The 15,332-nt window shown below is 45.0% G+C and carries 12 protein-coding genes; 6 read left to right on the forward strand and 6 right to left on the reverse strand.

Annotated features, from left to right (window positions below; all coding sequences use genetic code 11):
* The first annotated feature begins 95 nt into the window (after positions 1–95).
* A complete protein-coding gene (locus tag U1I11_RS06155) occupies positions 96–527 on the forward strand; it encodes a MarR family winged helix-turn-helix transcriptional regulator (RefSeq protein ID WP_322904732.1) in 432 nt (143 codons plus the stop codon).
* A gap of 48 nt (positions 528–575) precedes the next feature.
* Positions 576–1,226, forward strand: coding sequence for a nitroreductase family protein (locus U1I11_RS06160; protein WP_322904734.1), 651 nt, complete (start codon positions 576–578; stop codon positions 1,224–1,226).
* Between the two features lie 199 nt (positions 1,227–1,425).
* Here the strand turns inward: U1I11_RS06160 and U1I11_RS06165 are convergent, their stop codons facing one another.
* The 3 genes from U1I11_RS06165 to U1I11_RS06175 all read right to left on the reverse strand — a co-directional run bounded on the left by U1I11_RS06165 (position 1,426) and on the right by U1I11_RS06175 (position 5,186).
* Positions 1,426–2,187, reverse strand: a complete 762-nt coding sequence (locus tag U1I11_RS06165) for a YdcF family protein (RefSeq protein WP_322904735.1) — start codon at positions 2,185–2,187, stop codon at positions 1,426–1,428.
* A 390-nt stretch (positions 2,188–2,577) separates the two neighbouring features.
* A complete protein-coding gene (locus tag U1I11_RS06170; protein WP_322904737.1) occupies positions 2,578–3,924 on the reverse strand; it encodes an amino acid permease in 1,347 nt (448 codons plus the stop codon).
* A 488-nt stretch (positions 3,925–4,412) separates the two neighbouring features.
* The gene (locus U1I11_RS06175) at positions 4,413–5,186 is read right to left on the reverse strand and encodes an exodeoxyribonuclease III (protein WP_322904739.1); all 774 of its coding nucleotides are present in this window, start codon (positions 5,184–5,186) and stop codon (positions 4,413–4,415) included.
* Positions 5,187–5,541: 355 nt separating this feature from the next.
* Between U1I11_RS06175 and U1I11_RS06180 the strand changes: the two genes are divergently transcribed.
* Both U1I11_RS06180 and U1I11_RS06185 read left to right on the forward strand, forming a co-directional pair.
* Positions 5,542–6,447, forward strand: a complete 906-nt coding sequence (locus U1I11_RS06180; RefSeq protein ID WP_322904741.1) for a hypothetical protein — start codon at positions 5,542–5,544, stop codon at positions 6,445–6,447.
* A 738-nt stretch (positions 6,448–7,185) separates the two neighbouring features.
* Positions 7,186–7,878 carry a cell wall hydrolase gene (locus U1I11_RS06185; protein WP_322904743.1) on the forward strand — a complete coding sequence of 231 codons (693 nt, stop codon included), beginning with the start codon at positions 7,186–7,188 and terminating at the stop codon, positions 7,876–7,878.
* A gap of 823 nt (positions 7,879–8,701) precedes the next feature.
* On the opposite strand, the gene U1I11_RS06190 is transcribed toward U1I11_RS06185, so the two are convergent.
* A complete protein-coding gene (locus U1I11_RS06190; RefSeq protein WP_322904746.1) occupies positions 8,702–10,135 on the reverse strand; it encodes a glycoside hydrolase family 1 protein in 1,434 nt (477 codons plus the stop codon).
* Positions 10,136–10,780: 645 nt separating this feature from the next.
* On the opposite strand from U1I11_RS06190, the gene U1I11_RS06195 reads away from it, so the two are divergent.
* Positions 10,781–11,749 (forward strand): LacI family DNA-binding transcriptional regulator, encoded by a 969-nt coding sequence (locus U1I11_RS06195; RefSeq protein ID WP_322904748.1) that lies wholly within the window; start codon positions 10,781–10,783, stop codon positions 11,747–11,749.
* 612 nt (positions 11,750–12,361) lie between these two features.
* A complete protein-coding gene (locus U1I11_RS06200) occupies positions 12,362–12,670 on the forward strand; it encodes a hypothetical protein (RefSeq protein WP_322904749.1) in 309 nt (102 codons plus the stop codon).
* Between the two features lie 505 nt (positions 12,671–13,175).
* Here the strand turns inward: U1I11_RS06200 and U1I11_RS06205 are convergent.
* Positions 13,176–13,553: a PilZ domain-containing protein gene (locus U1I11_RS06205; RefSeq protein WP_322904751.1), complete on the reverse strand. Its 378-nt coding sequence runs from the start codon at positions 13,551–13,553 to the stop codon at positions 13,176–13,178.
* A gap of 618 nt (positions 13,554–14,171) precedes the next feature.
* Positions 14,172–15,323 (reverse strand): glycosyltransferase family 4 protein, encoded by a 1,152-nt coding sequence (locus U1I11_RS06210; RefSeq protein ID WP_322904753.1) that lies wholly within the window; start codon positions 15,321–15,323, stop codon positions 14,172–14,174.
* Positions 15,324–15,332 lie beyond the last annotated feature (9 nt).

A 15,332-nucleotide genomic window follows, 5' to 3' on the forward strand; every position in this document is an offset into this window, starting at 1 on the left:
TATTATTTGTGTGTTATTATTTGATACATCAATGATTGATAGGTCACACAATAGATGATTGATTGGTCATGCTGGTCAGAAAGGAGTGGAGACTTGTGTCAACTTCCACCACAGATGAGGTTTTTAATCAGATACAAAGTCTTCAGCGTCAGCTAGCTTGCACCTTTGAGAAATGCGCAGGCATTAGCGCTTCGCGTCTGCAATTGCTCTGCCAGCTATCCCATACCGAGGAGATTAGCCAAAGCTCATTGCAGAAGCTAGTCGGTATTGATCATGCTGCAATTACGCGCCATCTGAAACAGCTGGAGGCTGAACAGGTTGTCGTTCGCCGTAACAATCCGGACGATAATCGGATTACACTCGTTCAGCTGACTGAGCATGGTCGTCAGCGTATTATCGCTTTCCGTGAAGAACGGGCGCAGTTTGTTGCACGTATGTTTAACGGCTTTGATGCACGGGAGCAGGAACAGTTGCTTACGATGCTACAGCGTTTAAACGCCAATATTGGCGGCAAAATCGAGCTATAAGCATTACGATACACCAACATAGAAACATAGACAGAGGAGAGAATAATAATGACAACAACTAATACTGCCGTAACAAAAACGAATGATTTCAACCAGATCGCATTGGAACGCCGTTCTATTAAAAGTTATGATCCATCCGTAAAAATTAGTCGTGACGAAATGAACGAAATTTTGACAGAAGCGACACGCGCTCCGTCTTCAATCAATTTGCAACCGTGGCGTTTTCTCGTCATCGAAAGTGACGAAGCTAAAGCAAAATTGCTGCCACTGGCAAAATTCAACAGTCATCAGGTTGAGACTGCAGCTGCTGTAATTGCTATTTTTGGTGATCTGAAACATGAGCAAAATGCCGCATACATTTTCGATAAAGCGGTCGAGCTTGGCTATATGCCAGCAGAAGTAAAAGAACGCCAACTGCCGTTTGCACTCGGTTATTATGAAAACCTGTCTGAGCAAGCACGCAAAGATATCGCGCTGATCGATAGCGGGCTGGTAGCGATGCAAATGATGTTAGTTGCACGCGCACACGGCTATGACACAAACCCAATCGGTGGTTATGAAAAAGACCAAATCGCTGAAGTATTTGGCATGGACAAAGACCGTTATGTACCGGTTATGCTGCTAAGCATAGGTAAAGCGGCTAACGAAGGTTATCCTTCGATGCGTCTGCCACTCGATATGGTTGCCGAATTTAAATAAGATCGTTTGACTAATGCGATTCCTTTTATGATCAAATGCTCTGCTGTGGCTGACTTTGTACTCGTTTCTGTATATACGGAAATGTGTACAAAGCCGCCAGGCAGGGCGTTTTTTGGTTGTAGTTGGTTGTATAGGTAAAGCGCGGGATAAGCTTGCATGATGAACAATAGCAGCTTATTTTTTATGTTAAGCCATCATGTTAAAGAAGTGACTTCATCCAGATGACTAACATCCCTACATACTCTTTGCAGGCGGTTCCGGTAGAGCCGAGCGCACTGCCAGATGGTGAAAATTTGCCTGGGTAGATCGATTGTGGCTGACTCACCCAGTAATCGGTCGGATAAGGCTGTACGTTCAGCCCAACCCGCTGAAATTCCATTACCGCCCGTGGCATATGAAAAGCGGACGTAATGAGCAGCGGTTTGCTCCAGCCGTGCTGTTTGAGCAGTAGCGCCGTATTGTCGGCATTTTGCGCGGTATTCAGCGAGTGATTTTCAGCGTATACAGACTGTGGAGGCACGCCCATACCGATCAACTCGCGTCTGGCAATATCCGCTTCATTGCCGCTATCGGCAAACACCTGTCCGCCGGAGAACACGATCGGCAGTCCGGTTTGTCGATACAGACGCAGCGCAGTAATTAAACGATTGCCTGCTGCCCCAGACAGATTGCCTTCACCGTCCACATCCGGTGTACCGCTCGTCGCACCGCCACCGAGCACGACGATTACATCGCTCTGTATTGCCGCAGGTGGAGTATATTTGTGCTCCAAACTGCCGATTAGCGCATCCGATACGAACGGTGTCATACTGGCGTACAGCAGCACATTTACGCTAAATAACAGCATCGCTTCCCGCGGCTGACGCTTGACCAAAAGCCGCATTGCCAGCGCCAACAGAAGCAACACAAACAGTCCCGGTGGCAGCAGAAAGCTGTAGAGGAATTTGATTATGTATAACATCAGTACTTCACCGCCTATAAATGAATTGCGAGCGCTTGTTTCTCATTGTACAACAAACCTAGTTAAAAGGGGGAGTTGGCGTAGGCTGATGGTCAGACGGAAGTATAATTAGGCTAATTAACAGATTCATTGTCGTCTTAGATGGATCATGATTGCAATATGAACGTGGAGGTATAGACGATGTGTGCTATTGTACCTGTTTAAGCATCATTATGCGGATGGACAAGCATGGCAATGACAAACAAATAGCCTATCCCACCAGCAAGCGGGACAGGCTATTTGTTTGTCATATTGCCGTCTTAATAAATCTGTTGATCATCTGCGTTATGCCAAGCTGTAAATCGTCATTTCGATTATAGGTTTAGCTTTGCCGTTGGAGTAATTGGTTCATCATCCCGCTTGTTTTCGAAACTTAAACAACGAACTAATTAGCAGCACGATCAAAAAGATCACACATGCCCCGATACTAATCCGGTTATTCGCATCAAATAAGAACAATACCGCAATCACCGCCAGCGTAATCGCTGTCAGCCCGGAAATGTACGGATAACCCCAAATTCGGAATTGCGGTTGCACTGGATAATGGCGCCGTAGTTTCATCTGAGACAGACAGATGCTAATCCAGACGAGCAAGACGACAAAGCCCGGTACGGCGATCAAAATGCTAAACACTTGATCTTGCGCTACATACGCGAGCCATGCCCCGATTAACAATACGATCGCACATAAGATGAGACTGTTAATCGGGACGCCGCGCTTGTTCGTACGGGATAGCAGCGCTGGCGCTTCATTGTTAACCGCCATCGAATGCAGCATCCGTGTCGCGCCATAAATGCCGGAGTTCGCCGCCGATAGCACCGCCGTAACTAGAATAAAGTTCATAATATGTGCCGCACCTTGCAAACCGGTTGCCGTCAGCACCTGCACAAATGGGCTATCTTGCCCGCTAAGTTGATTCCACGGAATGAGACCGCAAATGACCAAAATCGGCAATGTATAAAATAGTACGATCCGCAAAATAAAGCTTTTCACGATCCGTGGCAATACTTTGCCGGCATCCGGTGTCTCGTTTAATGTCAAACCGATTAGCTCAGAGCCGCCATATGAAAACATGACGACGAGCAGTGCCGACACAATCGCCATCCAGCCATTAGGCAAAAAGCCGCCGTGTGCGGTAAAGTTGCTCAAATACGGTGTATCATTGCTCGGAATAATGCCAAATAGCAAGCATGCACCTAGTATAATAAACACAATAATCATCGCGATTTTAATGCCAGCGAGCCAAAATTCCAGCTCACCCAGCCGTCCGACACTCATCAAATTGACGAGCAGAACAAAGATGGCACTCGCCAGACTAAGCACCCAAAGCGGTGTATCGGCAAACCAAAATTGCAAAAAGCTGCCGGCAGCAATGACCTCAATCACACAGACCGCCAGCCACATAAAGCAGTACAACCACCCGACGATAAACGCGAGTCGCTGCCCAAAAGCAAGCGAGATAAAATCTTTCATATTGCGGTTCGGATATACGGTTGCCATCTCAGCAATCGCACCCATTACGACTAGCAGCAGTAAACCGGCGAAAATATACGTGAAAATAACGCCAGGCCCTGCTAGCCCAATCGTGTCGGAACTGCCTTTAAAAATGCCGGTTCCGATCACTCCACCCATCGCCATAAATGTAATATGACGAGGCAGGAGTCGTTTTTGTAATGATGCTTCCGGGGTTGCCTTCAAACTAAAATCCTCCTTAATTCAGCTACAATAGTAATGCTTTACATCAGTCAAGTAATACTATATTAACTGATTATCCGTTATTCTGACACCGAATGAGCTATTATTTTTAATATTTGTGACCAATTCGGTGAAATGGTTAGGAAATCACCTGTAGCCCATTAACTGTATTCAATTTTAATGATGTGCTAACATTTTACAGTTCAAGACTTGGAGTGGATGTGAAAATAAGCTCGGTCAATGTAGCATTAGTATGCAGACTGCTTTCGATATATAGTTTGATGTCGCACCGATTCCTGCTATAAATAAGAATATGCAGCCGATTTAAAGCCAATATTGAAAACAGTCAAGACAGTGGTACCTTGACCGAGATTAATTCGAGTTTTGAAGCTGGATCAAGCTATTATGGATGAGGATATCAGTACACAATCAAAGTTTAAATTTAACTTGGTCTAAGGTAGGCAGCAGCAAACTATAATGTCAATTGTTGCTTAAAGCTGCGCCAACTTGCGCTCATCCAGTTCTAGCAGAACCGGGCAATGATCACTGCCCATAATTTGTGTATCGATGCCGGCAGCGAGCAGGCAAGCGACAAGTCGTTCGGAAGCGAGAAAATAATCGATCCGCCAGCCGATATTACGCTCGCGTACTTTGGCCATATACGACCACCAGCTGTACATATCGCTGCGATCAGGGTGAAAATAACGGAATGTATCGACAAACCCGGATTCCAGCAACAATGTCATTTTGGCGCGTTCTGCATCGGTAAAGCCAGAATTGCCGATGTTGGAACGGGCATTTTTTAGATCGATTTCCTGATGAGCGACATTCAGATCGCCGCAAACAATAACAGGTTTGAGCTGATCAAGCTGCATCACATATTGACGAAACCGATCTTCCCATGCGAGTCGATACGGCAGACGCAACAGATCGCGGCGCGCATTAGGTGTATACACATTGACCAAATAAAAATGCTGAAATTCCAGCGTCAGCATCCGTCCTTCTTCCTCAGCATCTTCTTCCATACCGTAACGCACCGAAAGTGGAGCGATACGCGTAAATACAGCGGTGCCAGAATAGCCTTTTTTGACCGCATAATTCCAAAATGGTTGGTAGGTGTCGCCATGATTCAGTTCGATTTGTCCAGCTTGCAATTTCGTTTCTTGCACACAAAAAATATCCGCATCAACAGCGGTAAAATAATCGTAAAACCCTTTTTTGACAGCGGCACGCAAGCCATTTACATTCCATGATACAAGTTTCATATGTGTTATGCTCTCCCTTACGCTTACAATCTGTAATGTTAGCAACAGGCGTGTACAATAGCCTGCTGTAAGACCGATCTCTCCATTGTAACATGTTGGATCAAGCGTCAAAATGAAAGATGAATGAATAATGAAAGATGACTGAATATTAAGGGAATATTGAGAGGGTAGGAACGTATGATCCTGTTTTCGTTGACAATGGAGCTGGATTGCCGTATAGTAAAAACAAATCATACGACGAGCGGGCGAAGCACCTCGCAGAACAGGCAGATGCCGATTCTGGGGGTGCTTTTTTGTCGTTTGTACGTTGTGGCGCATATATGGTGTTGCAGGCTAAAAATGAGGAGGAAAAGAAATGATAAGAGCCAAACAAACCCAAGCACAAACCCAAGCACAAACCCAAGCACAAACCCAAGCACAAACCCAAGCACAAACCCAAGCAATCTCCCCTTTTAACGTAAGCTTGAAATGTGCTCATCCTATGCGTTGGAATCGTCTACATAAGCTACTCATAGCAAGTCTCTATATTGTACTGCTGCTGACAAGTTTGCCATCAAACCAAACGTATGCTGCCAACTCCAACTCCGCCATTACAACGGTCGATACATTATACGACAGCATTACTGCATTAGAGCGTGTATTAGAGCTGCAAAACGTGCAAATTCGCACATTACGGGAGCAAAATAATACAGCTTTGAAAAGGGTACACGAACGCATCCGCAATCTGGACGCTACCCGTCTGTCTGCGATGAAGGTAAAACTCAAACAACTGCAAAATCGATATGCGCCGCTGCTTAAAAGCTATGCAGAGCTAGATGTAAAAATTACCGCAGCACGTAACGAAAAAGACGAGCGTAGCGTACAATCGTTATTACTCCAGCGCAACACAATGAAGCCGCAAGTCGAATATGCACTGGCAGAGTTGAAAACCAAACGGGCTGAGCTGGCGGCAGCACGCAAAGCAATTGCCGATCGCAAACAACGGTTACGAAACTTGCTGCAGCCTGTACAAACGTTAAAAAAGCAAATTACCGCCGAACATAAAGCGATTACAGCTGTATGGAAAATACGTACTGCTGCCCGTAAAAGCTATCATACAGCTGTTCGTCACGGCAATGCGGTGACTGCGTTTGCTCATTTGACTGTTGTCTACAAGCAGCTCACTTTAGTGCAAACATCACGTCAAAAAATATACAACTGGGAGCAGCAAATCACGAAAACGATTCAGTCCGTGTCCGCACGGGTGGATATGGTGAGTTGATCCAGATCGAACCGATCCAGGTCGAGCTGCGCAATGATAGGTTAATGAAAGATGAACTGACAAATTGTTGAAGATAGGCTAATGAAGCACGATTCATAGAGAAACGCTATTACGATATGTTATCGTCCATCGTACAGGCAGAATAGGCATTGAAGGCATTATTTTCTATTAAAGTAACTTGCTGTGGCATCCTCATGAAGCGCTGCAAACATCATTGAATTATTTTTACGAAAAAAGAATCAATTCGTTGTTTTCGTGTTAATAGATGATTACATACAGCTAGATCGCTGCTATTTTGCTTTTTAGAAAATATCTGCTATACTGCTGTATGGTAATGACAAAATTGAAACTATTTAAGTGGATTAACAGATTGTATAATCTTCGTAGAAGATGATTATATAACCACAGTTTCATTTGTCATCATGCGGATATTGCTCGGAAAAAGCTGGTAAATCAACATTTTTTAGGTTTACAGCAAGGAGAATGATGGAATCCGCTGTGTTATACTGTTACCGTTATAAGCGTTGTATTCATCGATGAAGGGTGATTAAGGTTACAAATTTGTCATTCAAAATTCCCAAATGCATCGGTGAAGCTGATGTTAGCATGAGCAATGTATAATGGTAGACGATTTCCGCTAACGAGGATTTTAGTAACCTGGCAGCAAACGTTCCATATTTTCACTTCCAGCACACAGACAATCCGCATTCATTACTGAACTGGAGGTGATACCGAACGATGAGCAAACTACCCGCTTTCATAGCATCTTGTATCTGTGCACTGGGCATCATTTTTTTGGCGACTCCGGCGGATGCGGCGCTACTCACGCAAGGTATGCGCAGCTCGGATGTAGTGCAATTACAGCACAAGCTTGCTAATCAGGGCTATTTTTATGCCAATAAAACGGGTTATTATGGCAGCATTACATCTAATGCGGTCAAAAAATTTCAGCGTGATCATGGATTAATTGTAGACGGTGTAGCCGGTCCTGCAACGTTGTCCAAGCTTGGTGTAAAAAGTGGCATCGTTAAGGCAAGCACGTCCGCAAGCTCCGGCTCCAAAGGAAGCTATCGCGCTGATCAGGATGCAGTGGATATTTTGGCACATGTCATTTACGGTGAGGCACGCGGCGAGTCGTTTCGAGGACAGGTGGCAGTAGGCGCGGTTGTATTAAACCGCGTACAGTCAAACGAGTTTCCGAATACGATTTGGGATGTAGTTATGCAACCCGGTCAATTTACCGCTGTTGCGGATGGGCAATATTATTTAAAGCCCAATCAGACCGCTTACAATGCAGCCAAACAAGCGCTGCGTGGCGTCGATCCGACCAATGGTGCGCTGTATTACTACAATCCGCGTATCGCTACTTCGGAATGGAGTATGCGCCGTCCCGCTGTTATTACACTGGGACAACATATTTTTACGAACTGATCGTGCTGAATATGAACTTGGTCGTATGAACGATAGCCGCAGCAGGCATACCCTTACTTCATAGACGTCATAGACGATGACACTACATAGGTAGTCTGCTATCGGTATGAGGAATATGATAAACGTTCAGACTAGTATCAACGTTCGGTGGGGGCAGTGTCGGATACAATATGATACTGTGTACAAATCCAACACCTATTCAACACAATCAAAACGAAAAGGCCTTTCGTTCCATTTTCAAAATGGAGGAAAGGTCTTTTTGCTAATTCATAATTTACGATAAGCGGTTTGTGTAAATGACAGCAGGTTTGTGCTCAGTATATTTAGAGATCGCTCTGTATCGCGACAGGTAGCATTTGAGCAGATTGTGACTGTATTTAGGCACGTTTTATATATAAATAACTTTATGGATGTATCAAATACTCGTAAACGATTAACGTTTCAGGTAGGACAGACGCCTAAGCGGAATCTGGCGACAGCGAGATTAACGATCCCTGATCCACGTTTCAGGTGGGGCAGACGCCTAAGCGGAATCTGGCAACAGCGAGATTAACGATCCCTGATCCACGTTTCAGGTGGGGCAGACGCCTAAGCGGAATCTGGCAACAGCGAGATTAACGATCCCTGATCCACGTTTCAGGTGGGGCAGACGCCTAAGCGGAATCTGGCAACAGCGAGATTAACGATCCCTGATCCACGTTTCAGGTGGGACAGACGCCTAAGCGGAATCTGGCAACAGCGAGATTAACGATCCCTGATCCACGTTTCAGGTGGGACAGACGCTTAAGCGGAATCTGGCTACACCGAGATCGACGATCCATGATTAACGTTTCAAGCTGCGACCGTTAGTACTAATCACTTCTTTATACCAATGGAACGATTTTTTGCGATAACGTTCCAATGTGCCTGAACCATCATCATGGCGGTCAACATAGATGTAGCCGTAGCGTTTTTTTAATTGTGCAGATGATGCGCTAACGACATCGATACAGCCCCAAGACGTAAAGCCCATTACTTCGACACCGTCTGCAACAGCTTCCGCCACCTGTACGAGATGGTCGTTTAAATATTGGATACGATAATCGTCTTCAACCGTCTGTTCGCCATCGGCGCCGGTGATCAATTCGTCGACAGCACCGAGACCATTTTCAACGATAAACAGTGGTTTTTGGTAACGATCGTAAAACATATTCAGCACATACCGTAGCCCTTGCGGATCGATTTGCCAGCCCCATTCGCTCGCTTTTAAATAAGGGTTAGGTACACCGCTGAACAGGTTGCCATGCCCTGCTGTTTTTTGGGAAGTGTCTGCCGTTTCACAGATGCTGACATAATAGCTGAACGAAATAAAGTCTACGGTATGCAGCAATGTTTCCGCATCGCCCGCTTCCATTTGAATCTCGATGCCTTGTTCACGGAAATAACGTTTCATATAACCTGGATAGCGTCCGCGTACATGCACATCACCGAAAAAGTAGTTTTTGTGCTCGGATTGCATTACAGCAATCACATCATCCGGGTTCGGTGTGAGCGGATAGGTGGGCATGCTAAGAATCATACAACCGATCTGCGCATCTGGAATAATTTCATGGCAAAGTTTGACGGCAGATGCACTCGCAACCAACTCATGGTGGATCGCTTGATACAAATCTTGTTTGCTCAGTTTATCTTTTGGTGTATAAATGCCACCGCTCATAAATGGCGCTTCCAAAATAGAATTGATCTCATTAAATGTGAGCCAATATTTTACTTTATCCCGATAACGGCGGAATACCGTTTCGGCATAGCGCTCATAAAAACCGATTAGCTTACGATTTACCCAGCCATCGTATTGTTTGGACAGATGAAGTGGTGTTTCATAGTGTGACAGTGTAACGAGCGGTTGAATGCCATATTTTAGACACTCATCGAACAGATCATCATAAAATTGCAAACCTTGCTCATTTGGCTCGGTTTCATCGCCGTTGGGGAAAATACGTGACCAGGCGATTGAAGTACGGAACACTTTAAAGCCCATCTCGGCAAATAGCTTTACATCTTCTTTGTAACGATGATAAAAGTCGATGCCAACCAGCTTCATATTGTCTGCGGTCGGTGCTTCCGTAATCGGACCCATCACGCCTTGCGGTGCTACATCCTGTGTCGACCAGCCTTTGCCATATTGATCAAATGCGCCTTCTGCCTGGTTCGCCGCAATAGCGCCGCCCCACAGAAAACCATCTGGGAAATGAGGGATAGATTGTTGCGAGTTACTCATGTTAAGCACTCCATTTCGGTCTATTTTTTGTGCTACACTGATTAGCAGCACTACATTCAAAGCGTAATCGTTGTAACGGGTTACATGTCAAGTTATATTTTGCGCTAAAATAAAAGCGGCTTAAAGTTCAATCTACTACATTGACCAAATTAAATGTTAATGTTGATTGTGTGCTGAAATCGCTATATTTCAAGACTTAAACCAGCTTCAAAACTCGAATTAATCTCGGTCTAAGTACTACTGTCTTGACCGAGATTAATCGAAGTTTTGAAGCCGGAGCAAGCACTTATTGATAAGGAATTTAGTACACAATCAAAATGGAAATTTAACTTGGTCTGCGTACTACACTACGTCTAATGGCGAGCTTTACGATGGAATAGGCTACATACAGCTGTATACGATAAGCATAAACATACACTATAGTGAATGAAGATTACATTTAAACTAATCCTCTGACTGCTTTTGATATACAGTTTGATGTTGCACAGATTCCCACTAGCAATAAAGATGTGCAGTGGATTTAAATCCAACATTTCAAGTAATCAATGGATTAGTCAATGTACGAATCATTGTGATCCAGTCCAGCAATGATCAAGTGCGACACATTACAACAGAGGCTACAGTAATAACAAAGGGGTGAGAGCGATGTCCAAGTTTGATCAAATTATAAAATTATCGGGCTATTCCAGGGCAACCGTATCACGGGTCATCAATCATTCGCCCCATGTGAGTGCGGAAGCAAGAGCGAAAATTACTGCCATTATGGAGCAGCTGAGTTATATTCCGAATCGCAATGCCGTCTCATTATCAACCGGGCAAACGCAGCAGATCGGTATGGTGATGGCGAATACAAATGAGGTCGTATTATCATTTCTGGAACGGTTTATCGATATTGCGATGGATTATGGATTTCAGACGATTATTTATACGACTCGTGAAAATAAACAAAACGAGCTGCGTGCGTTTGAAGATTTACGCAGCAAACGGGTGGACGGATTAGTCATTATTACATGTGTCAACGACCCGAAAATGCTTAAAACGTACTGTCAGTATGGCCCGATCGTATCATGGCAGCGGATGGGCAATGATGAAATTCCATCGATCGCTATGGATCAAGGAGTCGGCTATACGCTTGCATTGGAACATCTGGTAGCGCGCGGATATACACAGATCGCGCATATGTTTGGACGTAGCGATAGTTTGAACACGCGAAGCCGCCGCGAAGCTTATGAGCGTTTTATGGAAAATAAAGGGCTGCCGGTGAGACGGGACTGGTATCATTACTCGGTATTTACGAGCGCACATGGAGAGCAAATGGTACATCAGCTTGCCGCCGCTAACGAATTGCCGCAGGCTGTACTATGCGCCAACGATTATGTGGCAATTGGCATATTGTCCGCAGCACGCAGACAACGTATCACTGTACCGGAGCAATTAGCGATTGTCGGCTTTGATGATAGCGAGCTGGCACGCACACTCGGCATTACGACGATTCGCAATCCGATCGGCGACCAGGCGGTGCATGCTTTTTATCGGTTATGGGAAGTGCTCGGTCATGAGCAGATCGAGCCTAAACGTTTGGAGTATGAATTGATTGCCAGGGAGACGACATAACTATAAACAGTTGCGGCACAATCATTGGCACAAACAAGAAAGAATATAAAACGATAAATAAGTAATAAAGTAATAGTAAAAAGAAAAATAGCGGAACAAAATAAACGATGGACAGAGACATGATGGCAGATGCGCGACAGTGTTCAAATGGTCAGATCGCTACTCGTTTAAAGTATCAAACGATCGTTTTGAAATCATAATAAATCGAATACGGATTACCATTTGGCGAGCGCAAACCGAAGCGATTTTGTATATAAAACAGGTACGTATATAGGGCATTGTAATCTGAACTATCGCAAAACAAGATGGATGATGTGGAACCTCTTTATTACGATTTGTAGATCGTTTCAACACCTTGAACGACGATCATTTGCATGCTTTGATGATCGTATTCAGCGCATTGTATGTAAACGCAATTTTGCTCTTTTGTTATTTTTGTGATGTAAATTAAGAAAGCTGAAATTTTAGGTCTATCTTTGGGTAAGTAGACATTATAAATCGTGCATTTTTGTCGATAATAATAGTATTCTATACGGCAATACGTGCTAGTGTCATGATTCAATATGAGCGTTTAAGACTTATTTTGATTTCTTGAAAAGGGCGGGGATGTATGTGAAGCCGATTGCTGTACAGCCATACTACAAAATCGAACGCAAATTGAATAGCAGTGGACAGCATTATTTGACCGATGAACGTGAGATGGTGCTTTATGAGGATCGGCTCGTTACGTATCATCGCGAATTTTCGCTAACCGATGTTTTTGATATGTCTTATCGTAGACTTGGTGCCGGAGAAGGTTTGTTTTATTTGCACACAAGTAAAGGTGTATTTTCGTATACGATCCGGCATGATCCGGCGCGGTTTATGCATGCTTTTCAAGATCACGAGCGCTGGAAACAACAGATGAAAATTAGGGGATAAATGATGCCAACAAAAGAAGCGGGCTTTTGTCTCGGCTACTGGATTGTAGCTGGAAGGCAGGAGTCTTTTTTCGTTGATGTTTGCTAGGATAGGATGATCTTTCATTATCGTGTAACCATACTGTTCGCTCGTTATTATAGCCTATATTGAAATGAGGTAGACGCTGACGGTTTGGCTGTTTACAGGGATGCCAATAGACGAGTGCAAGTTTGCTCTCTACATACGTACTTGCTCTCTACATACGTACTTGCTCTCTACATACGTACTTGCTCTCTACATACGTACTTGCTCTCTACATACGTACTTGCTCTCTACATACGTACTTGCTCTCTACATACGTACTTGCTCTCTACATACGTACTTGCTCTCTACATACGTACTTGCTCTCTACATACGTACTTGCTCTCTATTTACGTACTTGCTCTCTACATACGTACTTGCTCTCTACATACGTACTTGCTCTCTATTTACGTACTTGTTCTCCACTTACGTACTTGCTGTCCGCTTACGTAATAATAATGCGATCTTTACTTGCCAGCAGGCGCAATTCGCGCAGCAATTGGTCACGGCTAAATGATAACACGTCCAGTTGAACGCCATAATGGAAGCGACCAGCTTCTTCGCGATACCATTGCAGTTTGCCTTCCATTTGCAATGGATGATCATGCAGCAGCATCGTAATGCTCACCTGCACTTCGTGATCTTTGGCTGGGATTTCCAGCGGCAATGAAATACGGCAACCGGAACGGCTCAAATCGAGCAGTAACGCTTCAATCGGTTTGGGTGTGACCTGCTGGCCATTAATTTGCAAAATAAAAAGTTCAAAGGCGACCGGTTGTTTTAAAACGTATCGAAAAGGGGACTTTCTTCGATTATGTGGCATACAGACCCTCCAATCAGCGTGTACATGATCATTCACTGATATGTTTAATTATGCTTACCGTATATTTGTTATGTATGTAACTTACTATCGACATTAAAGTGAAAATATTGAAGTGTTATACTGTAAATATACATAAATTTCAATAATGATCGCCGTTAGGAATGGATTAAGCTTCTTAATACAGCATACAGCATACAGCATACAGCATACAGCATAGTTTGACGTAAACTAAACGCATCGAACAGCTTGTAAAGTAGATTGCAGACATACATGTTCATGCTAGGTGGTGTGTTCAAACGATCCTGCGTATCATTTTATTGTTCACAAACGTCGGAAATAAGACAATGTACAGCGTAGTCTGACGCAAATTACCCATATCAACGACACGACAAAGAAACAGGACAGCCGTCTACAAGCTGTCCTGTTGCTGTTTGGTCTGGGCGCCCAGCAGACAATTGACCGTTTCGCGGCGCAAACCGAGACGATTCATTACCCGATCTCGTCTTGAATCCATAGCTCGGTGAGCGTTGCCCGAGATCAATTTTAACTTTAAATGTGCTGAAAGCCTTGCATGATAGCAATGTAAGCCAATGTAAGCACACCATCAAAACGGGATCATCAGACCGAATCACTGCTCGGCTTGGAGCGAGTAACCGATGCGGTTCCAGCTTCCTGTAACAATGCCTCATAAAAAGACAGCAATTGCTGACTTGCGCCATCCCAGCCGAGTTGAAGGGCAGATTGTCGTGCAGCTGTGCCGATCGTTTGTCTGCGTTGCTCGTTGATGAGCGCCAGCACATGGTTGCGTAATGATTGCGGATCAGCGGGATCGTACAGCATACCGGTTATGCCATGCTGCACTTGCTCTAGTGTAGGGCCGCTTTGCGCCGCTACGATGGGCAAGCCGGCTGCCATCGCTTCCAGCAGCACCAGTCCCAGCGTTTCGGTCGTCGAAGGGAAAATAAACATATCGCTCGATGCATAAGCTGCGGACAATTCATCCCCATGCAAAAAGCCGGTAAATACGGTGCGTGTACCGGCAAAATGTCGTTCCAATGCTGTACGATGCGGCCCATCGCCCACAATCGCCAGTCGCAAACGATCGGAGCTGTCCAATACAGCGCGAATGCGGTCGATTTGTTTTTCCGAGGCGAGTCTGCCGACGTACAGCAGCAGTATATCGTCCGGCTTGCCGCCGCTTAATCGTTCACGCATCGCCTTGCTGCGGAAGTTGGGGTGGAAGCGCTCGGTATCGACGCCGCGTTGCCATAATTTCACATTGCGAAAGCGCTGGCTTTGCAGCTCGTGTAGCACGGTGTCCGATGTACACAGATTTAGCTGTGCAACATTGTGCAGCAGGCGCAAATATGACCATACGAGCGGCTTCAGCCAGCCGACCCGATAATGATCGGCATAATGGGGAATATGGGTATGATAGGAGGCGATTAAAGGCCATTTTTTGCCAAACAAAATACCGGCAGCACCAAGTACAGCCGGGTTAACAACGTGTACCAGATCAGGCTCGAATTGCGTGAGCAGTCTGGCAATGCGGGGGAGCGGTAAAGCGAGTTTTTTGGAACGGTAGAGAAAGAAACGATAAGCTGGAATGCCTGCGATCACAGCCCCTTCAAATTCGCGCAAGCCCGCTTCGGGAGCGATGATTAGCACATCATGTCCTTGTCTCCGCAGCCAACGAATGACAGCGGTTAAGCGGGTGACGATTCCATCAGTGGAAGGAAGGAATGTTTCGGTGATGATGGCGATTTTCATGAACGAGCG

This window comes from Paenibacillus campi (genome assembly GCF_034659835.1).
In the GTDB taxonomy this organism is placed as follows: Bacteria; Bacillota; Bacilli; order Paenibacillales; family Paenibacillaceae; genus Saccharibacillus; species Saccharibacillus campi.